This is a genomic window from Williamsia sp. z71, from assembly GCF_059553375.1.
The window spans coordinates 213,148-233,536 of the sequence record NZ_JCANWX010000006.1 but is presented as its reverse complement, the minus strand read 5'-3'; the positions used below and the strand labels follow the sequence as shown (position 1 = coordinate 233,536).

Here is a 20,389-nt window from a genome sequence, read left to right as displayed (position 1 = left end):
CGTCCCCGGGTTGCGCATACGCGAACCCGGGGACGTGTGGAAATGCTGAGGCGTTATTACTGCGCGAGTTGCGGCGCCAGTTGTTCGACGACGTACGGGATGGTGAGCACGGACGGGACCGACATCGCGCCGCCGAGGACCTGGTCCACCCATACGACCCCGCCACGCTTGACGATATCGAGATTCATGAAGGCGGCGTTCTGCTTGAGCTTGTCGTTGGATCCCTGCCAGTCGACGACGACGACCTTGTCGAGCGAGTTCAGCAGGTTCAGGTTCTCGGTCGAGATCGAGCCGTAGAAGCCGCTGGTGATGGTCGGCTCGAGTTCGGCCGGGAACGTCATACCCAGGTCGGCGAGCGTCTGGCCGCGACCGTCGGTGTCGGCGTAGATCGCGACGCCACCGTCGGTTCCGTTGGTGATCACCGCGCCCTTTTTGCCAACGATGGTCGGGTACTCGGTTTGGGCGTCGGTGAACACCTGCTCGGTCTCATCGATCAGCTTCTGGGTTTCCTCGGGCATTCCGACGGCCTTGCCGACCTGCGTCGCGGCGGCCTGCCACGGCACCTGCCAGTCCGGGTACTGGGCCTCACGCAGGATCGTCGGCGCGACCTTGCTCAGGGTGTCGTACTGCTCCTTGGTCACCGAGCTGTTCACGGCGACGATCAGGTCGGGATTCGTGGCCAGGATGTTCGGGATCTCCGCGCCTAGATTGGAACTCGCCTCGGCCAGCGCAACCGGGGTGGCGTCGCCGATCAAGTCCTCGTTCCAGGGCTCGGTCACGCGCTTGGCCTCGGGATCGCTGAACGGGCTCATCGTGGTCGGGACGATACCCAGCGCCAGCAGGGTGTCCGCGTCACCGACACCCACCGCGGCAACCCGGGTGGGCTCTTTCTCGATGGTGACCGAACCGAAGTTCTGTTCGATGGTCACCGGCAGGGCGCCGGGCTCCGCGGAGACCGTTGCCGACGTGTCGGTGTCCTCGTCGGGCGAGGAACACGCCGATGCTCCGATGAGCGCAGCCACCGTCGCGGACGCGATGACGATCTTTGATACGGCCGAACGGCGGTTCTTCCAGTGCACTGGGATTCCTCACATCAAGGACTACGGACGGGGCTTAGGGCAGGCTCACCATACAGCGTTCCGCGTTCGATTGGGAGAAGTTGGTGCTTCCGGCTCGAAAGCGCACGTGCGCCGGCAGTATCGGGACGGTGACCAGGCGGTCATGCCTACCGATTCCCGGTCTGGTCCATCCACCGGGTGTTGCAGCCTGGACCGTCCGGCGGGGGGATCTACCGCGGGATACGTGAACCGCACTGACATGGAGAACAGACCGACCCCGCAACATCGGTGAGATGTTGCGGGGTCGGAAGCCTACTGGAGCGGGCAGCGACGCTGGTGCCCGGTCAGCGGTCGATCAGGGCAGTCCGGCGAGGAAGAAACGAAGGATGTCCATCGCCCACGGATTGGTATTGAGGAATACGTCGATGGCGGCGTCAATTGGTGAGTACAAAGAAATCCCAGCTCCTCCAGATATGTCCGCAGCCCTCGTGCGTACGAGGGCTGCGGAGCGCGTGTCAGTTGAACACCTTACTGGACGACTGGTACGTATGAAGATCAGATTTCGGTGTTATTGCCTCTGATCGCGGATTCGGGTCGGATCCACGCAGGTCGTCGCTGTTGGCGTGAGCACGCCTGACGTGACATGAGAGAGTGACCTAGACAAATCACCGAATTGTCGGGTCAGTTCGCAGCGCCGGGCGTGTCCTTCGAGGCCGGTCCGGGATGGGGTAGGAGTGTTGTATGGGTGAGACGACGACGGATGTCTGGGAAGCGATGTCGACCGCTCGCGCGATCCGGAGATTCACCGACGAGCCCGTCGACGACGCCACGTTGGCCCGCTGCCTGCAAGCTGCTTCCTGGGCGCCGTCGGGCGCCAACGCGCAGGCCTGGCGGTTCGTCGTGTTGCGATCCCCGGAGCAACGGGTCGTGGTCGGCAAGGCAGCCAAACATGCGCTCGATGTGATCGAGCCGGTGTATGGGATGTCGCGCCCGGCCGACGACGACAACAGCCGTCGCGCGCGGACGAACCGCGCGACATACGAATTGCATGACCGCGCCGGGGAATTCACCTCGGTCCTCTTCGTCCAGCAGAACTTCGACACCGCGTCCGAGCTGTTGCTCGGCGGATCGATCTTCCCGGCGATGCAGAACTTCCTGCTCGCGGCCCGCTCTCAGGGGTTGGGTGCCTGCCTGACCGGCTGGGCGTCCTACGAGGGCGAGCCGCTCTTCCGGGAGGCGGTCGGTGTCCCGGCGGACTGGATCATCGCCGGACACGTCGTGGTCGGATGGCCACGTGGGCGCCACGGCCCCGTTCGCCGAAAGCCGCTGCGCGACATCGTGTCCCTGGACCGATGGGACGGAGAACCAGGTGCGCTGGCGGATGCGCCGTCCCCGGTGAGCTGATCGGTCAGGGTCGCTATGACGTCGACGCGCTGTCGTGTCAGGCCTTGCGCTGGAGTTCGAGGACGGTGATCTCGGGCGGTGCACCGACCCGCACCGGTGGCCCCCAGGCGCCGGCCCCGCGCGTGGTGTACAGAACCGTGTCACCGACCCGATCGAGTCCGGATACCGAAGGTTGTTGCAGGCCAACGAGGTAATTGAACGGCCACATCTGGCCGCCGTGCGTGTGCCCGGACACCTGCAGGTCGACCCCGAGGTCTGACGCCTCGAACGCCTGGCGTGGTTCATGTGCCACCAGCAACGTGAAGGTGGCGGGATCGTGACCGTCCAGCGCGGCCGGAAGATCCGGTTCGTACGGTTGCGGCGAGGTGTAGTCGTGGATTCCGACGATGTCGATGCTCGCGCCGCCCCGTTCGATCGATACCCGCTCGTTTCGTAAGGTCCGGATTCCCAACCGATCCCACACATCGAGCCAGCGTCCGCCGTCGTCGGCATAGAACTCGTGATTGCCGCTGACGCCGTACACACCCAACGGTGCGGACAGACCGGCCAGCGGCTCGAGGTCGGCGGCAACATTGGTGACCGTACCGTCGATGAGGTCGCCGGCGATGACGATCAGGTCCGGGCGCTGTTCGTTGACCAGCTTCACGACTCGTTCGGTGAACCCGACGCCGCGGGCCGGACCGACGTGCAGATCCGACACGAGCGCGACCCTGAGACCGTTGAATTCTGCCGGAAGGCGGGGGAGTGCCACCGAGACATCGACGACCCTCGGTTGTGCCGCAACGATCACGCCGTAGGTTGTGGTGACCAGCGCTCCGGCGACCACCGCGGCGGTCGCCACGCGCACCACCAACAGTCGCTTGCCCCCGGTTGCCCGCTCATCACTCGACCCGTCGCCGCTGGATTCGTCGGAACCGGTGCGCGATCGGCGCCGGCGCAGTGCTCCGATCAGTCGGGACGATGCAGATCCGATGGTGATCAGGAGCAGCCCGAGGATCAGATAGAAGCCGACCCCGAGCCACACCCATCCGGCGAATCCGAGTGGCCGGGCCCATCGGGTATCGAATTGGTTGCCACTGCCCATCCCGATGACCGCGAGCACCCACAGGAGGGTGAGGGCACAGTCGACAACGATCGACCACGGTCGTGGAAGTCTGGTCGCCCGGACGAGTCTGCGGTGAAACCAGTAGGTCAACAGCGCGGCCACAACCGCAAAGGCCACCAGACGGATCATCGACCTACCGGATTCGGGAGATGGGGCAAGCTCTGCTCAGTCATATCCCGACCAGGCTAGCGGCGAACGCGTGGAAGGCGGTCACCGCAGGTGCGGTCACCGTCGATCGGTCACATGGGTGTGGCCCACCGGATCAGATCCGATGGGCCACAATCACACAGCGACCTTCTACGTGTTGGCGAGCTCGTAGCGTCGGCGGTACTCCTCTTTCGAGGTCTCGTTGATATCGACATCCTTGGCCCGGGCGCGCAGTGCGCCCACGGTCGCCTGCTCGCGTGGGGTGTGCTCGAACGGATCCCAGTTGAAGAACTTGGCGACGTTTCCGAAGGTGACCTTGTCGATCTCCTCGTCGGTCAGTCCGGCAGCGTCCAGTTCGGGCTTCAGCGTCTCCGGTGACAACGGCCAGGTGGAGTCCGAATGTGGGTAGTCGCATTCCCATGCGATGGTGTCGATCCCGATGTGATCACGGTTGTTCAAGCCGCTCGGTTCCGTGATGTAGCAGGCCAGGAAGTTCTTCTTCCACACATCGGTGGGCGACATCCCCTTGGGCGTGAACGACTTACCGGTCCACGACTGGTTGACCACGTGGCGTTCGAGGCGATCGAGCCACGGTGCGACCCAGCCGATGCCACCCTCGCTCATCGCGAACTTGAGCTCGGGGAACTTCAGGAAGACACCGCTGAGCATGACGTCGTTGGCCGCGATCGTGGAGATCAACGGGGTCAGCACCATCATGTCGTCGATGTTGAAGCCCTCGGGCCGCTGGACCAGGCCGAAGCCACCACCGATATGCAGGCTCAGCACGATGCCGTGTTCGACGCAGGCGGCGAAGATCGGGTCCCAGTAGCCGGATTCGAAACTGGGGAAGCCCATGCCGTACGGGGTTTCCGGGATACTGATCGACCGGCATCCCATTGCGGCGAGCCGGTGGACTTCCTTGACCGACTCGTCGACGTCGAAGAACGGAAGGATGCCGAGCGGGATGAACCGTCCGGGATGGGCGCCGGGTACCTCGCCGACAACCCAATCGTTGAACGCCTTGCATGCCACCAGGGACAGTTTCTTGTCGGGCAGGCTGGCCAGATGCGTTCCGGCAAAGCCGGGGAAGGTGGCAAAGAGCGTGGCCGCGAGGGTGCCGTTGGCATCCATGTCGCGCACGCGCAGGTCCATGTCGTAGACGCCGGGCCGCATCTCGGCGTAGCCAGTCGGGTCCATGCCCCACTCGTTCTTCGGCCAGGACACCACGGCGTTGAGGCCGGAGCTGCCGACCACCTTGTCCTGGAACAGCCAGGCTTGGACCTTTGGGTTGCGCGGATTGGCAGTCAGCTTCGGTGCCTGATCCATGAGGCTCTTGGGGAAGTGCTTTTCAAAGATGTCGGCAGGTTCGACCACGTGATCGTCGATGCTCACCATCACCATGTCGTCAATATTCATCGGAGTCCTCTCGTACTGGGCTGCAGTGCCCCGGGGGCAGGCCTACGAGAATGCTACTCTCATTCGCAGAGAACATGAATCTTTTCAGCTGATTGAATGTTGGATTGTTCCGTCCTACTCGAGCCCGTTCGAGAGGATGAGCGTCTCGCCGGACTTGCATCGCCCGTGATCGGACACCAGGTAGAGCACCGCGTTGGCCACATCTTCGGGTTCCAGCAAGCCGGGACGTGGACGACCCCGCGCGAAGACGGTTTCGACGTCTTTCAAGGTCGGTTCGTCGAGATCCGGTCGGATCATCCGATACGTTGACGGGTTGTGGATCATCGGCGTGTTCACACCTGACGGAAGGACTGCGTTGACCGTGATCCCGCGCTCCGCGACCTCGTAGGCGACCGACTTCACCAGTGCGACAACGCCGGCCTTGGCGGCGGCGTAGTGGCCCGCGTTGGTGGCTCCGGTGCCGGCAACAATCGATGAGGTGGCAACGAGCCGACCGGATCCGGCATCGATCATGTGTGGCAGGGTCGCCCGGAATGTATTGAACACGCCCGTGAGATTCACATCGATCATGGTCTGCCACCGCTGTGCGGACATCGTGGCGATCGGGCCCGAACTCGCGATCCCCGCGTTGGCCACGACGACATCGATCGAGCCGAACATGACGGTCGCGCGGTCGACGAGGTCCTGCAATGACAACAGGTCGCGAACGTCTGCGACAGCGGACAAGCATCTGCGGTCGAGCGCTTCGACCATCCTGACCGTGTCTGCGAGGTCGTCGGGGGTGGGCGCAGGATAGTCGATGTCGTGAACCGGTGCCGCGATGTCGCACAGGACGACGTCGGCTCCTTCGCGGGCCAGGGTCACGGCGTGGGCCCGGCCTTGGCCGCGTGCGGCTCCGGTGACGAATGCGACCTTGCCCTCGAGTGCACCCATGCCGATTCGCCTCTCGTGTGGTCAGATCTCCGACCCCCGGCTCGGGTTGTCCAGGGTGCCGACGATGTAGACCGCAAGGGGCGGCTGAACTCATCGGCGTCTGTCAGTGCGAGTTCTTCGGCGGATCGAGCATGGGTACGAGGAACTGCCAGGCGATTGCTGCCAGTTCGTCGTCGTTGTCCAGGTCGATGACGCGGCTCGGAATGGCCAGGAACGACGCCGAGATCCGGACCATCATCTCGGCAACGAGGTCGGTATCGAGGTCTGTCGAGACGTTGCCCGCACGTTGCTCCTGGCGTAGCTGGGCGGCCAGGAACTGGCGGACGGTGGCGAGCATCAGCCCCTCGTCGCCGATCATGGAACCGGCGACGAGATTCGGTTCGGCAGAGATCAGGCCGCCGATCATCGGATTGCCGCGGATCGCACGCAGTGAACTCACGAAACCCAATACCACCCGGTCAGCGGCGGATTCCGCCTGCTGGATGTCGACGAGGAATCGGTCGAAGTATCGCCGGAACTCCCGGAGCATCACCTGCTCGACCAGTTCGTCTTTGGTGGCGAATCGTCGATAGACGGTGATCCGGGACAAACCGGCCCGACGTGCCACGTCCTCCATCGATGACCGCTGGATGCCCATGCGGCAGAACTGCTCATACGCCGCGTCGAGCAGCCGCGTTCGGGTTCGATCGCCGTTGTCCGCTTGCTCCCGTGCCTGGTGAAAAGCGCGCTCGATCAAGGATCTGGATTCGGGGGATCGAGGGCTGTCGGTCGGCGCAGATGCCACTAGCCCTCCTTGTTCAGCGTCGCTGTCTCGGCACGATCATATTCCAGCTCGGCCTAACTTGTGATGTACGGCACACTCTGATAGGTATGATACAAGGAAACGTTTCCTGTTTCACTGAAACAGAATAGGAATGGGGAAAACGAACGATGGACAATCTCAACAGGCGCAGTTTGTTGAAGGCGGGCGGAATCGCCGGGGCCGCCGGAGCAGCTGCGCTGGTCGCACCCGCGACGCCGTGGACGTGGTCGCCGGCCGGTTCGGTGCCCGGGACGGGAGTCGGCGCCGACCCGCGCGGCGTATGGGATGTCGAGGCCGATCCGGTCGTCGCTGCCCTTTTCGAACGCGGCGAGGTGCAGAAAGTCAATGAACTGCTGCGTCATTGGACCAAGAACGGCCAGCCCCTCCCACAGGGATTGCCCAAGGACCTGCGGGACTTCATCGAATATGCGCGGCAACTCCCGGACTGGAGTGATCAGAAAAAGCTTGCGGACGCGGTGCGGTTCAACCAGAAGCGGGGCACGTACCTCGGCGTGATCTATGGATTTGCCAGCGGCATGATGAGCACCGTCATTCCACGGGAAGCCCGCGCGGTGTATTACTCCAAGGGTGGTGCGGACATGAAGGATCGCATCACCAAGACCGCCAAACTCGGCTACGACATCGGATCGCTCAATGCGTATCAGCCTGATGGCGAGATGGTGGTCACCTGCGTGAAGACGAGGTTGGCGCATGCCGCCGTGCGTCACCTGTTACCGCAGTCCGGCCACTGGGTGAACTCGGCCTCGGAAGAGGTGCCCATCAGTCAGGCCGACATCATGGTCACGTGGCACAGTTTGCCGACCACGGTGATGCGCAACTTCAAACGCTGGGGTGTGCCGATCGCAGCGGACGAATCCGCCGGTTTCTTGCATTCCTGGCAGTTGAGCGCCCACCTGCTCGGTGTGAAGGACGAGTACATCCCGAACTCGTGGGGCACGGCGGAATCGCAGGCCCAGCAGGTGCTCGATCCGATTCTCGCGCCGACACCCGAGGGCATCAAGCTCGCGGACATGCTCCTGGACCTCGGCATGAACCTCGACCTGACGCTGTTGAGCCGGCCGATCCTCGGAGCGTTGACCCGATTCATGCTGGGCGACAAGATCGGTGACTGGCTTCGTCTACCCACCGAACCCGTGTGGACTCCGCTACTGGAGACCGCGTGGGGCCCATACGTCGCCGTTCGTGAGGGCTTGCTCGACGTGGGCGTGCCCAAAGAGGCCTACTGGTTGTTCGATGAGTTCCTCCGTCAGTTCGTGTTGCTCTACATGTCCGAGCTGAGGATGCCGATCAACATCACGATTCCGGTCGGCAACAATCCGCGCTACAAGTAATCGACTCGTCGGGGGATTCAGGACCGAATCTGTCCTGTTGGTGTGCCAGCCTGGGCTCTGAACGGTCAGGCCTCCGGGCCATGTGACCGGGCGGCGACATGCACACCGACACAAAAGGGGCCAAGGCGATGAGTCGCGAGTTTCAGGTGACATTTGATTGTGGAGATCCGGCTGCACTGGCGGAGTTCTGGGCGGACGTGCTGGATTATCAACTCCAGTCCCCGCCGCCGGGCTTCGACTCCTGGGATGCGGCGCTCGAAGCGATGAACATCCCGCCGGAGCGTCGCAACGACGCTTCGGCGTTGGTCGGTTCGGATGGAACCGGCCCCCGGGTGTTCTTTCAGCGCGTACCGGAGGGCAAGACCGCCAAGAATCGGGTCCACCTCGATGTTCGCGCCGTTCCGGGACTGACCGGTGAGGAGCGAATGGCTGCGTTGGAGAAGGAAGCCGCCCGCTTGGTGGAGCTCGGGGCGACCCGGGTGCAACGTTACGAGCCGGATCCGCCGCTGGGCACCGGCCACATCGTCATGACCGATCCGGAAGGGAACGAGTTCTGTCTCGACTGATCAGGTGAGGCCGACGGCTGGGGGCTCATTGAGACACTATTGATGATTCGTCTCAGCTATGCGACGCTGCTTGGATGGGTGTTTCTGCGACGGGCCGTGCGACTGATACGACGGCCGAGGTGGGCCGCTCCCCGTGGGATTCTCAGCACGTCGAGTTCGCCTATCGGGTCGATGATGTCGAGGGGCGGATCCCCGACAATCTCAACGGTGTTCTCTACCGCATCGGACCGGGACGTCTGGATGTCGGCGGACATCCGGTGCACCACATCTTCGATGGCGACGGAATGGTCTCCAGGATCGAAATCCATTCCGGGGACGTGCATTACCGGAGCCGGTACGTGCGGACCCGGGCGTATGCGCGCGCCAACAACGCATCCCGGCCGCCGCGCGGCATCGGGACCCAGCGTGTCGGCGGGGTCTTGGCGAATGCTCTGCGTGGCCCGGCCAACATGTCCAACACAAATGTGCTGCTGCACAACAACAAGCTGTATTCGCTGTGGGAGGGTGGTCGGCCCCACCGGCTCGACCCGGAGACCCTGGCGACCATCGGCCTCGACAGCTTCAACGGAGGATTGAAGCGCCTCGGTGCCTTCTCGGCTCACCCGAAAACCGATCCGGCAACCGGGGAGACATTCAACTTCGGGCTCGACTTCTTTCCCCGGCCGATGATCCGTTGCTACCGTCTCGCGCCGGGCGGCAGCTTTGCCGAGATCCAGAGGATCCCGATATCCAGGCTGGGTTTCATCCACGACTTCGCCCTCACCCGGCGGTACCTCGTGTTCATCATCGATCCGATCGTGGTCAAGAACCCGGTCCCGGCCGTTCTCGGGCTGCGGCCGATGGACGATGCTCTGACCTTCGAGCCGGACCGCGGGACCCGCATCGTCCTGGTGCCCAGGTCCGGCGATGCACCGATCAGCATCGATCACGAGGCGCTGTTCCATTTCCACGTCAACAACGCCTACGACGGCGATGCCGAGACCGTCGTCGAACTCGTTGCGCATGATCAGAAGTGGGGTTGGGAAGGATGGAACGAGCATCTGCACAACTTCCGGGACAACCCCGGGCCTGCGTTCGGTGGCACCTTGAAACGGCTCACCATCAACCGTGACACCCGCAAGGTCACCGAGGAGCAACTCAACGATGCCGGGTGTGAGTTCCCTCAACTCGATCAGCGAAAGACCACTGTGCCGCATCGGTTCTCGTACCTCGCCGAGGCGTCGATCGCCGGTGGCAACCCGGATACCATCACCACCATCGACCACAGTTGCGGGACGCAGCGCAGGTATGTCGCCGCTGCCGGTGGCACGATCTGTGAGCCGCTCTTCGCTCCGGACGACACCTCAGGCGCCGAAGGAGATGGTTGGCTGTTGACCCTGGAACATCAACCCGCATCGCAAAGGTCCCGGGTGGTTGTCCTGCCGGCGCGCGATCCAGATCGGGGACCGGTTGCCTCGATCAATCTGCGCCACCACGTCCCCATGACCTTTCACGGAGCGTTCCTCCCCGCCGCGGGCCGACCTGGGTGATCGACCCCGCAGCGGTGGGTGGGGGGGATCAGCGTCCCTTACTCATTGCCGGCGGTCACGGTATTTCCGTTGCTGGGCCGGTCGTGGGCGGCGAGGGGAACGGGCAGTCTCCGCAGACACCTCCGGTGGGCGTGCGGTAGAAGAGGCAGCAGCTGCGTCGGCGATGGCGCAGCGGGTCGACGGTGAGTTGGAGGCGGGGATCATCGAGGAGGGCGGACACCCAGCGGGAGTGGCTGTCGCCGGTGATCCGGGCGGCGCCCAGTAGCGCGGAAGTGGTGTTGCCCCAAAGCAATCCGGGGGCCACGATGTCTCGCCACGCTTCGACGCAGGGGTCGAGCTGCTGGTCGAGGACCTCGACCCGGGCCGATCGCCCCATCCGTGGGTCCTCGATATGAAGCTGCAGTGATCCGTTGACACTGCGCCACAGCAGTTCGTCTGGTCCCAGGTGTACGCAGCGGCCGTCGTCCTGACGGGTGCCCGCTGTGACCGACCACAACCGGGCCGCATATCCGAAGAACAACGTGGATGCGGCGACGCGGTCTTCGTCGACGTTCAGCGCGGCGGAGACTTCCCCCACGACTCGGTTCCGGACGGAACGTTCTCGGAGCGCGGCGGTGGGCTGCCAATCGCCTGCGGGCACCGGGCCGGCGCCGACGGTGAAATACGGACCCTTCTGCGCCAGCCGGGCGAGCATGGCTGTGACGTCGAAGGTGTCCTGACCGAAGGTGTGGGCGTCATGCATGGTGTGCTCCGATTTGATGTCGAACACCATCGTATGTGCCCCCGCAGGTCATGTACCTCCGGCACCGCGCCGGCTCCGGCTTCCTCTTGCATTGTCGCTGGGACCGGCTGAATGCAACACAACGACTGCACCCCGCCTGCCAGAAGGCAAGCGGGGTGCAATCGTTCAGTTCGAACTCAGGACGGTCCGAATTCAGCGCAGGTCGAACCGGTCGTTGTTCATGACCTTGACCCACGCCGAGACGAAGTCGTTCACAAACTTTTCATCGGCATCGGCCTGTGCGTAGACCTCGGCCAGAGCACGCAGCTGTGAATGTGAACCGAACACCAGATCTGCTGGGGTGGCGGTCCACTTGGCGTCGCCGGTGACCCGGTCCGTGCCCTGGTAGACATTCTCGTCGTTTTCCGATGGCTTCCACTCGGTGCTGCCGTCGAGAAGGTTGACGAAGAAGTCGTTCGTCAAGGTTCCCAGACGGTCGGTGAAGACACCATGTGTGTTACCGGCGTGATTGCTGCCGAGGGACCGCAGGCCGCCCACGAGCACCGTTGCCTCCGGAGCGGTCAGATCGAGCATGTACGCCCGATCGAGGAACAGCGTTTCCAAATTGATCTTCTCGCCACTGCGTGAATAGTTCCGGAATCCGTCCGCGCGAGGTTCGAGGACCGAGAACGAGTCCACATCGGTGCTCTCTTGCGAAGCATCGGTCCGGCCCGGCGCGAAGGGCACCGTGACTGTGTGACCGGCTGCCTTGGCCGCCTTTTCGATACCCGCCGAACCCGCCAGCACGATCAGGTCGGCCAACGAGATCTTCTTGCCGCCCGACGCCGAATCGTTGAAGTCCTGCTGGATCTGTTCGAGGACGGGGAAGATCTTGGCCAATTCGGCGGGTTCGTTGATATCCCAGTCCTTTTGCGGCTCAAGACGGATACGTGCACCATTGGCGCCGCCACGCTTGTCCGTGCTGCGGAAGCTGCTCGCCGACGACCACGCCACATTGACCAACTGGGAGACCGACAGTCCGGAGTCTGCCAGTTTGCCCTTCAGCGCAGAAACGTCCTGGTCATCGACCAACGGATGGTCGACCGCCGGAACCGGGTCCTGCCACAGTTGCGGCTCGGGAATCCAAGGACCCAGGTAGCGGGAGAGCGGACCCATGTCGCGGTGCAGCAACTTGTACCAAGCCTTCGCGAAGGCCTCGGCGAGTTGTTCCGGATTCTTCAACCAGCGCTGCGTGATCTCGGCGTAAATCGGGTCTTCGCGCAGTGCAACGTCGGTGACCAGCATTGTCGGTGCGCGTCCCGGTCCGCCGAACGGGTCGGGGATCGTGCCGGCACCGGCGCCGTCCTTGGCTGTGAACTGCCACGCGTCGGCCGGACTCTTCGTCAGCTCCCATTCGTAGCCGTAAAGGATCTCCAGGAAGCCGTTGCCCCACTGAGTAGGTGTCGATGTCCAGACGACCTCGAGTCCGCTGGTGATGGCATCTTCGGCTTTCCCCTTGCCGTAGCCGTTCTTCCAACCCAGACCTTGCTGCTCGATCGGTGCGGCCTCGGGTTCGGGTCCGATCCGATCTGCCGGGTGGGCCCCGTGGGTCTTCCCGAAACTGTGTCCGCCAACGATCAAGGCCGCGGTTTCTTCGTCGTTCATCGCCATGCGGCTGAACGTCTCGCGAATGTCTTGGGCCGCGGCGATGGGATCCGGTTTACCCTCTGGGCCTTCGGGATTCACGTAGATGAGTCCCATGGTGGTGGCGCCGAGCGGCTGGGAGAGCTCACGCTCGCCCTGGTAGCGCTTGTCGGTGCCGAGCCACTCGTCTTCTGGCCCCCAGAACACCTCTTCGGGTTCCCAGATGTCCGGTCGTCCGAATCCGAAGCCGAACGTCTGGAATCCCATTGATTCCAATGCGGTGTTGCCGGCGAACACCAATAGGTCGGCCCAGGAGATCTTGTTGCCGTATTTCTGTTTGACCGGCCAGAGCAGTCGGCGCGCCTTGTCGAGATTGGCATTGTCCGGCCAACTGTTGAGGGGGGCAAAACGTTGGGCACCCTGGCCGCCACCGCCGCGACCGTCGAAGATTCGGTACGTGCCTGCGGAGTGCCAGCTCATCCGGATGAACAGGCCCCCGTAGTGGCCGTAATCAGCAGGCCAGAAGTCCTGCGAATCGGTCATCAATGCGATGAGGTCCGCCTTGAGCGCGTCGACATCGAGCTTGGCGAACTCCTTTGCATAGTCGAAGTCGGCACCGAGCGGATTCGATTTCGACGTATGGGAGTGCAGGATCGACAGGTCGATCTGCTCCGGCCACCAGTCTTTGTTCGTCAGTGGCGCATGCGCCTTGGGCTTCGGCGACGGAATCGCCGGATTCTCGCTCTCACTGGTGCTTCTTGTCCCGGTATCGGCATTGGGGGGACGGCTGTCAGAGGTCACAGGATTCCTTTCAGGCGGTGGTGAACTGGGCGGTGATCACGGATGTGACCGGTTCATGGCGGGTTCGGTGCAATCCGGACATCGACCCCAGTAGATGACCTCGGCCTCGTCGAGAACAAAGCCGTGATCGTCGGAGGCTGTGAGACAAGGGCGTTCGCCGATGGCGCAGTCCGCATCGGCGATCACCCCACAGATACGACACACCACGTGATGGTGGTTGTCACCCACCCGACTTTCGTAGCGTGCGATGTGGCCGGCCGGCTGAATGCGCCGAAGCAGCCCCGCTGTGGTCAACGTATTGAGAACGTCGTATACGGCTTGGCGCGACACGGTCGGCAGAACCACCCGCACGGCAGCGAAAATCGTTTCGGTATCGGAGTGGGGGTGGTGGTGGACAGTGTCCATCACCGCTATTCGCGGCCGGGTGACCCGAAGGTCTGAACCGCGTAGCCGATCCGCGTTGTCCGGTGTGGGGGCCACGACTCCACGATAGGCACCATGGTTGTCGTCAGTGTGCGTTTTCTGGAATCAGTAAAAATTGAGTGTGGCGAGATCGGCTAGGCGTTGATGGTCATTCGTGGCCAGGGTGGTTGTTTGAGCACGGCGGCCGAGGCGAGTGTCGCCGCGATGAGGCCGGTGAGAACTCCGATCAGCGCGACTCTTGCTCCATCGATCGCAGGAGTCCAGGTGGTTTCGCCGTTGACTATCGTGTACAACCCCAACGGGACGGTTCCGCCTCGTATTGACCGACGGGACACCGGGATAACGGTCGTCTGGTCATCGATCCTGACCGGCTCGCCGTATTGGTGTCGCGGTTCTGTGCGAATCTGCGGTGCGTTGTCATCATGCTGATTCGAGTTCATCATCTGCCTGCTCTGGTGGTCAGGTGTGTACCGATCTCGCGGGCTGCCCCGTGCTCGCCGGTGGCGCCGACGAGCACGCATGTTGCTCCTCGTCGACGCGATGCTACCGCCATGGACTGATTTCCTCCATGTCAGCGCAAGGGGTGCGGTGGGCACTGTGCTGATACAAGGTTGGCCTATCCGCGAGGCGGAGACCGCCGGTGATAGTGGCCAGAAGTGCACATGGAGGGGCCCGCGCCAGTTCTTGACATATGTCGAAAAGGTGGCACTCTGGGCAGGAGTAATTAGATGTATGTCATACAGGTGGAGGTGGTGTCATGTCCCGTGTTCAGCTCGCCCTCAATGTCGATGATCTCGACGCGGCGGTCACGTTCTATTCGAAGTTGTTCAACGTCGAGCCTGCGAAGCGCAAGCCGGGCTATGCCAATTTTGCCGTCGTCGAACCGCCGCTGAAACTAGTCCTGATCGAGAATCCGGGCAAGGGTGGCTTGCTCAATCATCTGGGCGTCGAGGTGGATTCAAGCGAAAAAGTTCACGCCGAGATCGCGCGACTTGGCGACGAGGGCTTGTTCACCGCCGAAGAGATCGGCACCACCTGTTGTTTCGCCACCCAGGACAAGGTGTGGGTCACCGGGCCGGCAAACGAGAAGTGGGAGGTTTATACGGTTCTCGCCGATTCGGAGACATTCGGTACGTCGCCGCAGCTTCTGGCCGAAGACGGCGCTTCTGGTGGACCCTGCTGCGTGGGTTGACGGTTACGGGCCGGCCTCCTCGGTTGTCGGCCACGACCTGCATCGGACCCGGACAACGCTTCGTGCGTGCACACTGGAGTGGACCACTACAAGGAGTGAGAGCTATGAGCACCAACGGACCGTTCGGTTTCGATCCCGAAGACATCGACCGCATCGCCCGCGAAGCCGGCGACGGGCTACGCGACCTGTTCGGCCAGGTCGCCAAGGGTATGTCGCAATCAGGCGGCGAGCAGCCCCTCGTGGCGTTCTTCAGTGAGTCGATGTTCGGCAACTCCGCCGCAAAGGCCAAGCCCGCGGCGCCAACTCCGGAAACCGCCGGTGACACCGGTGACGGCGTGTGGGCCATCTACACGGTGGACGAGGATGGAACAGCGCGCATCGACCAGGTGTTCGCGTCTGAACTCGACGCTCTGCGTTCGCACAAGGACAACGTCGATCCGCGACGCAAGGTCCGGTTCTTGCCGTATGGGGTGTCGGTGGGTGTTCTCGATGACACCGGCGCCCAGGGGTGACAGTGGTACCGCGTGACAGCGCGGGATCGGTGAGGTGCGGGTAGGCGGTCGCCGGTAGGGGGCACCGGTCGCTCGTGTCAGCACTTCACGCGGCCGCCGTCAGGTTGATGGCTGATATCGCGGTATCGACGTCTGACGCGGCTAGCATGACGGCATGTGGAGGCGGACGGTCGGCGCGATGGTGGCACTGACCTGGATCCTGCTCATCGCTGCAATCTCGCCCCCGGCATTCGCTGAGGGGGAACCCGGTTTCGCGGCCCCGCGGTGGTCCGGCCTTGATGCGCGTGACCGTCCGGCTCCGGTGGGGTCGGGTCCTGGTGTGCTCGTTGCTCAGACGGAACTCGATCCGGCCCTGACATTGACCGAGGCATCAATCGCGCATCGATTCCTTTACACCACAAGGCGTTCCGCCGATGCAGAGGTCACAACGAGTACCGCCGCCGTGTTCATTCCGGTAGGACCGGTTCCCGACGGGGGTTGGCCCGTTGTCGCCTGGGCTCACGGCACCACCGGACTCGGCGACGACTGCACACCGTCGGCTCTTCCTCGGCCCGAACAAGACGCGGCATACCTTGGTCACTGGCTGCGGCAGGGATACGCCATCGTCGCCACCGACTACGCCGGACTCGGGACGCCCGGACTCATGCAGTATCTCGGTACGGAGGCGGCGGCGCGCAGTGTCGTGGATTCGGTCATCGCAGCGCGGTCCGTCGATGTGCCGCTGGCCACGAGGTGGGCCATCGTCGGCCAGTCCCAGGGCGCAGGTGCGGCGCTCGGCGCTGCCCAGCGAGCGACAGCGCTGTCTGCCGGAACCGGGCTCGACTATCGCGGCGTGGTCGCCACCGGCACGCCCGCCTACATCGAATATCCGGGAAGCCTGTTCGGACCGGTGTTCCCGCCGATCGCCCTGCCGTCCGGACTGACCACCTACATGTTGTACATCCTGGCCGGCTTTCTCGACGCCCGCCCCGACATCGACACACGTTCGGCGTTGACGCCGCGGGCCGAACAACTCGTGGACCAGGCCCGGACACTGTGCGTCCCGGCGATGTCCGAGATCACAAACGGTCTGGACTCGCGAACAGTGTTCAGCAGGCCGCTGGCCGAGGTGCCCGGCCTGGCCGTCGCCCTGCGGGAGTACATGGCCACGCCCGATCGCGGTTATGACCGCCCGATCTTCCTCGGGCAGGGACTGCTGGACAGCGATGTGCCGGCTCCGTTCGCACTGACCTTGGCCGGCGCGCTCGCCGCCAATGGGCAACCGGTGACCTTGCGTGTCTACCCGACCGACCACAGCGGCACGGTCAGCGCCTCAACCGCCGACTCGACGCCCTGGCTGGCGACGGTGATGGCCCCGTGAATCCCTGCCGCCCGTGGAGCTCGTCGCGGCGTACGTTCCGTACTGTTTTGGCAGAAGCAGATTCAGTCGGCAAGACCCGGTGAAGGTGCCGTGATGCCGGCGGGTGAACGGAGGGAAGAAGTGACCCCACGTGTTCTGGTGGTCGGAGCGGTCAACGTCGACCTCGTGGTGGCGACCGACCGCTTGCCCGGCCCCGGGGAGACAGTTGTCGGTCCACGGGTCGAGCGCCATGGGGGCGGAAAGGGAGCCAACGCGGCCGTCGCGGCTGCACGGGCGGGCGCAGAGGTTCGCTATTGCGGGGCCGTCGGGTCCGACGATACCGGGTCAGGTGCATTGGCCGAGCTTCGCGCGGAAGGCATCGATGTCTCAGATGTGGCTGTGCTCGAAGGGGTTTCGACGGGCATGGCGCTGATCGTGGTCGACGCCGCAGGGGAGAATCAGATCGCGGTCGGCGCCGGGGCGAACGCGGTTGTCGACGCCTCATCGGTGCGGGCAGCAGTGCAGCGAGCAGCGACGTGGGCAACCTGTGTCCTGGTCAGCACCGAGATCACGCCGGACGCAGTGGCTGCCGCGGTTGAATCCGCAGCCGTTCACGGGATTCGATGTGTGCTCAATCCGGCCCCCGTGACGCCGGGCCTGTTGGATCTCTTGCGCTTTGCGCCCCTGGTCACTCCCAATGGATCCGAATTGGGTGACTTGTACCGCTTGCTCGGAGGTGACGGCGACGTCTCGGTCGAGAAGATGGCAGTGCAGGTTGCTGACCGCACCAAGGCTCCGGTCGTGGTGACCCTGGGCGGGAATGGCGTCCTGGTCGTCGAACCCGAAGGGGAGGCGACGCCGTTGCCTGCCCGATCAGACGTCACCGTTCGGGATACCACCGGCGCCGGAGACACTTTCAACGGTGTCTTCGTGACCGCCCTGGCAGCCGGAGTTCCCGTTCGGGATGCGAGCTCGCGTGGCATGACCGCGGCCACGCTCTCGGTGGGTCACGTCGGTGCGCGGGCGGGGATGCCGCGGGCGGACGCGATTGATGCCGCGTCGACATCATCTCGGCGAGGGGTCGAGTAGTCAGGCCGACACCATGCTCGGTGGCTACGACGGACCACGGCCACATACCGCTCACCGCGCAGCTCCGACCGGGCCTGCGCGGTGAGGGAGCGGATCAATCGATGAGCGCGCTCATCAGATCACTCACGGTGCCACCGTGTGCCAGGCCGAGGGCGAGTTCTCCGACGAGCTGGGTCGACTGGCCCAACGTGTTGGTTGCGTTCAGTCCGAACTTGGTCATCAGTTCCTCTGAGGACAACGGGTTCCCGGGTCCTCCGCGGTTGACGCTGATCCGGGCTTCGTGCCGGGTGCCGTCGGTGGTGACCACTGCCAGCACCGCCGGGAACTGGTTCGGGTAGATCCGGTTGCACTCCTCGTCCTCGACGCAGGTCACCTTCGCCGCGAGCGCGAGCCGGTTCTCGTCGCCGGCGCTCGCGTCGGTGAAGTCGCTGTGCCCAACACCGAGTCCACTGCCGCCGAGCAGCGCGGCTGCCACGGTGTACGGACCCGAGAACGCCGCGTGATAGCCGGACTTCGGCCGTGCCTTGTCCTCGACTGGTTGGGCAATCGTGCGCAGCACCGGACCCGAGACGCCGAGTTCGATTGACTTGATGTCGGACGGATCCACGCCGCGTTCCCGAATGGCCAGGGCGGCATCGATTCCGGCGTGCGTGAAGTGGTTGCACGGGTACGGCTTGAAGAAGATGCCCGGGAGTTCCCAGTGCTCGCCGAGCCGGTCGACGACGGCCGAGGCATCTGCCCGGTCGCCGCAGTAGGCGTTGAGGAATCCGAATCTTCCCTCGATGACGGTGGGTGGTCCGGTGAGCCCGTTCATCGCCAGTTCGGCTGCGGTCACACCGGCGTGCGCGGCCCACCCGCAATGGGCACGCTTGACGGTTCCGCCGGTGCGGTTGGCCTCGATGAGTCCGGCGCCCATGCTGGCGGCGATACCGACCGCGTGCGCGATCTTGGACTCGTCGAGCCGGTACACCATCGCGGCGGCGACGGCAGCACCGATGGCACCACAGATTGACGTCGCATGCAGGCCTCGCTCGAAGAACTCCGAGTTGCCCAAAGTTTCGTCGTAGCCGCCCATTCCGAGTCGGACGGCCACCTCGATACCGACACCGGCTGCGTCGAGCATGGTGACCGCGTCGACGCCCTCGGCCTCGGCCACGGCAAGGGCAGCCGGGATCACCGATGCGGAGGGATGCAGAACCGACGGCAGATGGGTGTCGTCGGAGTCCATCGAATGGGCGAGGGTTCCGTTGATCAGGGCTGCGGTGGCTGCCGGGAATCGCATTCCGGTGCCGATACCGGTTGCCGCCTCACGGCCACCCCAGTTCTTCGCAACCGCGATCACGGCCGCGGCCGGGGTCTCATGGCGGGCGGCAACGCTGTTGCCGACCAGATCGAGGACCCGCCGGGCCACGTCACCGCGGAGGTCGTCGGCCAGACCGTCCCGGGTGACGGTGTACGCCAATGCCGCCAGTTGCTGGACGACGGTGAGCTGGGGGGAGTCCGGTGTAACCGCGCTCATGCCGACACCACTGCCACCGGGCGAACGGGGGATCCGGTGCCGCCGACGATGCGCAGCGGCGCCATCACAAACGTGAACTCGGTGAGCTTCTGCGCCGCAGCATCTTCCAGGTTCAGGTGTTCGATGATATGGATTCCGTTCTGCACGAGCAGGATTCGGTGCACCGGCAAGACGCTGTGCCCCTTGCCTGCCGGAATGTTCTCGTAGGCGGTGGTGTCGGAACCGGTGGCGACGATGCCGAAGTCGGCCAGCCATTGCGCCGCCTCTTCGTTGGGGCCGGGTACGCCGTCGGTCTGGCCGAGGTACACGTCCTGGTTCTCGAAGTGCCGTGCCCAGCCGCTGCGGACCAGAACCACGTCCCCGCGACGCGGTGTCACTCCGGCGAGTTCCGCCGCGTTCTGCAGGTCGGTGGCGGTGATCGCGTACCCCGCAGGCAGGGTGTCCACACCGTGCAGGCCGGCGATGTCGAGGAGGATCCCCCGGGTCATCATGAAGGGGATCTGTTCAGCGCCTTTGTCTTTGAAGCGGCCGCCGGCCTGGGCCTCGTAGGCGTCGACATCCCCGTTGAGCTTGCCGCAGTCGCTGACGTGTGACAGTGCGTCCACGTGGGTACCCACATGACCGCCGGTGACGATGATCTCGTTCGCTGCCGACCCGCCGTCGGGTCGAACCATGTCGCCGTGCCGCCGGATCAGTGTCATCCGGAATCCGGGATGGTTGGGGGAGCAGGGCATCCCGGTGAAATACGGGTGGCCGAGTTCGACGTGGCGCACGCCGGCGGCGACCGCCGACATCAGTGGATCCACCGCAGTTGTTGAGGTCATCAGATACTCCTGT

Annotated in this window: 19 protein-coding genes; 8 read left to right on the top strand and 11 right to left on the bottom strand. The window is 64.1% G+C overall.

Annotated features, from left to right (window positions below; genetic code table 11):
• Positions 1-56 precede the first annotated feature (56 nt).
• Positions 57-1,079 carry an ABC transporter substrate-binding protein gene (locus AC51GR_RS16265; RefSeq protein WP_496325667.1) on the bottom strand — a complete coding sequence of 341 codons (1,023 nt, stop codon included), beginning with the start codon at positions 1,077-1,079 and terminating at the stop codon, positions 57-59.
• 720 nt (positions 1,080-1,799) lie between these two features.
• Between AC51GR_RS16265 and AC51GR_RS16260 the strand changes: the two genes are divergently transcribed.
• Complete coding sequence (locus tag AC51GR_RS16260; RefSeq protein WP_496325666.1) at positions 1,800-2,462, top strand: nitroreductase family protein; 663 nt, start codon at positions 1,800-1,802, stop codon at positions 2,460-2,462.
• Between the two features lie 37 nt (positions 2,463-2,499).
• Here AC51GR_RS16260 and AC51GR_RS16255 read toward each other — a convergent pair whose 3' ends face one another.
• From AC51GR_RS16255 to AC51GR_RS16240, 4 genes are all read right to left on the bottom strand, one after another.
• Positions 2,500-3,696, bottom strand: a complete 1,197-nt coding sequence (locus tag AC51GR_RS16255; protein WP_496325665.1) for a metallophosphoesterase — start codon at positions 3,694-3,696, stop codon at positions 2,500-2,502.
• 168 nt (positions 3,697-3,864) lie between these two features.
• On the bottom strand, positions 3,865-5,130 hold the full coding sequence (locus tag AC51GR_RS16250) for an amidohydrolase family protein (RefSeq protein ID WP_496325664.1): 1,266 nt from the start codon (positions 5,128-5,130) through the stop codon (positions 3,865-3,867).
• 114 nt (positions 5,131-5,244) lie between these two features.
• On the bottom strand, positions 5,245-6,063 hold the full coding sequence (locus tag AC51GR_RS16245; protein ID WP_496325663.1) for a mycofactocin-coupled SDR family oxidoreductase: 819 nt from the start codon (positions 6,061-6,063) through the stop codon (positions 5,245-5,247).
• A gap of 103 nt (positions 6,064-6,166) precedes the next feature.
• Positions 6,167-6,847: a TetR/AcrR family transcriptional regulator gene (locus tag AC51GR_RS16240; RefSeq protein WP_496325662.1), complete on the bottom strand. Its 681-nt coding sequence runs from the start codon at positions 6,845-6,847 to the stop codon at positions 6,167-6,169.
• Between the two features lie 146 nt (positions 6,848-6,993).
• Between AC51GR_RS16240 and AC51GR_RS16235 the strand changes: the two genes are divergently transcribed.
• The 3 genes from AC51GR_RS16235 (at position 6,994) to AC51GR_RS16225 (ending at position 10,312) form a co-directional block, all read left to right on the top strand.
• Positions 6,994-8,217, top strand: coding sequence for an oxygenase MpaB family protein (locus tag AC51GR_RS16235; protein WP_496325661.1), 1,224 nt, complete (start codon positions 6,994-6,996; stop codon positions 8,215-8,217).
• Between the two features lie 128 nt (positions 8,218-8,345).
• Positions 8,346-8,783, top strand: a complete 438-nt coding sequence (locus AC51GR_RS16230; protein WP_496325660.1) for a VOC family protein — start codon at positions 8,346-8,348, stop codon at positions 8,781-8,783.
• Positions 8,784-8,857: 74 nt separating this feature from the next.
• A complete protein-coding gene (locus AC51GR_RS16225) occupies positions 8,858-10,312 on the top strand; it encodes a carotenoid oxygenase family protein (RefSeq protein ID WP_496325659.1) in 1,455 nt (484 codons plus the stop codon).
• A gap of 55 nt (positions 10,313-10,367) precedes the next feature.
• On the opposite strand, the gene AC51GR_RS16220 is transcribed toward AC51GR_RS16225, so the two are convergent.
• From AC51GR_RS16220 to AC51GR_RS16205, 4 genes are all read right to left on the bottom strand, one after another.
• Positions 10,368-11,054, bottom strand: coding sequence for a (2Fe-2S)-binding protein (locus AC51GR_RS16220; protein ID WP_496325658.1), 687 nt, complete (start codon positions 11,052-11,054; stop codon positions 10,368-10,370).
• Between the two features lie 192 nt (positions 11,055-11,246).
• Entirely contained in the window at positions 11,247-13,478 is a 2,232-nt protein-coding gene (gene katG / locus AC51GR_RS16215; RefSeq protein ID WP_496325657.1) for a catalase/peroxidase HPI, read from the bottom strand.
• Between the two features lie 36 nt (positions 13,479-13,514).
• On the bottom strand, positions 13,515-13,958 hold the full coding sequence (locus AC51GR_RS16210; protein ID WP_496325656.1) for a Fur family transcriptional regulator: 444 nt from the start codon (positions 13,956-13,958) through the stop codon (positions 13,515-13,517).
• Between the two features lie 77 nt (positions 13,959-14,035).
• Positions 14,036-14,341 (bottom strand): hypothetical protein, encoded by a 306-nt coding sequence (locus AC51GR_RS16205; protein WP_496325655.1) that lies wholly within the window; start codon positions 14,339-14,341, stop codon positions 14,036-14,038.
• Between the two features lie 317 nt (positions 14,342-14,658).
• Between AC51GR_RS16205 and AC51GR_RS16200 the strand changes: the two genes are divergently transcribed.
• From AC51GR_RS16200 to AC51GR_RS16185, 4 genes are all read left to right on the top strand, one after another.
• Positions 14,659-15,093: an ArsI/CadI family heavy metal resistance metalloenzyme gene (locus AC51GR_RS16200; protein WP_496325654.1), complete on the top strand. Its 435-nt coding sequence runs from the start codon at positions 14,659-14,661 to the stop codon at positions 15,091-15,093.
• Between the two features lie 104 nt (positions 15,094-15,197).
• Positions 15,198-15,605 (top strand): Rv0313 family protein, encoded by a 408-nt coding sequence (locus AC51GR_RS16195; protein WP_496325653.1) that lies wholly within the window; start codon positions 15,198-15,200, stop codon positions 15,603-15,605.
• Between the two features lie 154 nt (positions 15,606-15,759).
• Positions 15,760-16,965, top strand: a complete 1,206-nt coding sequence (locus AC51GR_RS16190) for a lipase family protein (protein WP_496325652.1) — start codon at positions 15,760-15,762, stop codon at positions 16,963-16,965.
• Positions 16,966-17,058: 93 nt separating this feature from the next.
• Positions 17,059-18,033 (top strand): PfkB family carbohydrate kinase, encoded by a 975-nt coding sequence (locus AC51GR_RS16185; RefSeq protein WP_496325651.1) that lies wholly within the window; start codon positions 17,059-17,061, stop codon positions 18,031-18,033.
• 94 nt (positions 18,034-18,127) lie between these two features.
• Here AC51GR_RS16185 and AC51GR_RS16180 read toward each other — a convergent pair whose 3' ends face one another.
• Together AC51GR_RS16180 and AC51GR_RS16175 are read right to left on the bottom strand one after the other, a co-directional pair.
• Entirely contained in the window at positions 18,128-19,552 is a 1,425-nt protein-coding gene (locus AC51GR_RS16180; protein ID WP_496325650.1) for an MmgE/PrpD family protein, read from the bottom strand.
• Positions 19,549-20,376: a cyclase family protein gene (locus tag AC51GR_RS16175; protein WP_496325649.1), complete on the bottom strand. Its 828-nt coding sequence runs from the start codon at positions 20,374-20,376 to the stop codon at positions 19,549-19,551. The genes AC51GR_RS16180 and AC51GR_RS16175 overlap by 4 nt, the downstream gene beginning before the upstream one ends.
• Positions 20,377-20,389: the final 13 nt, after the last annotated feature.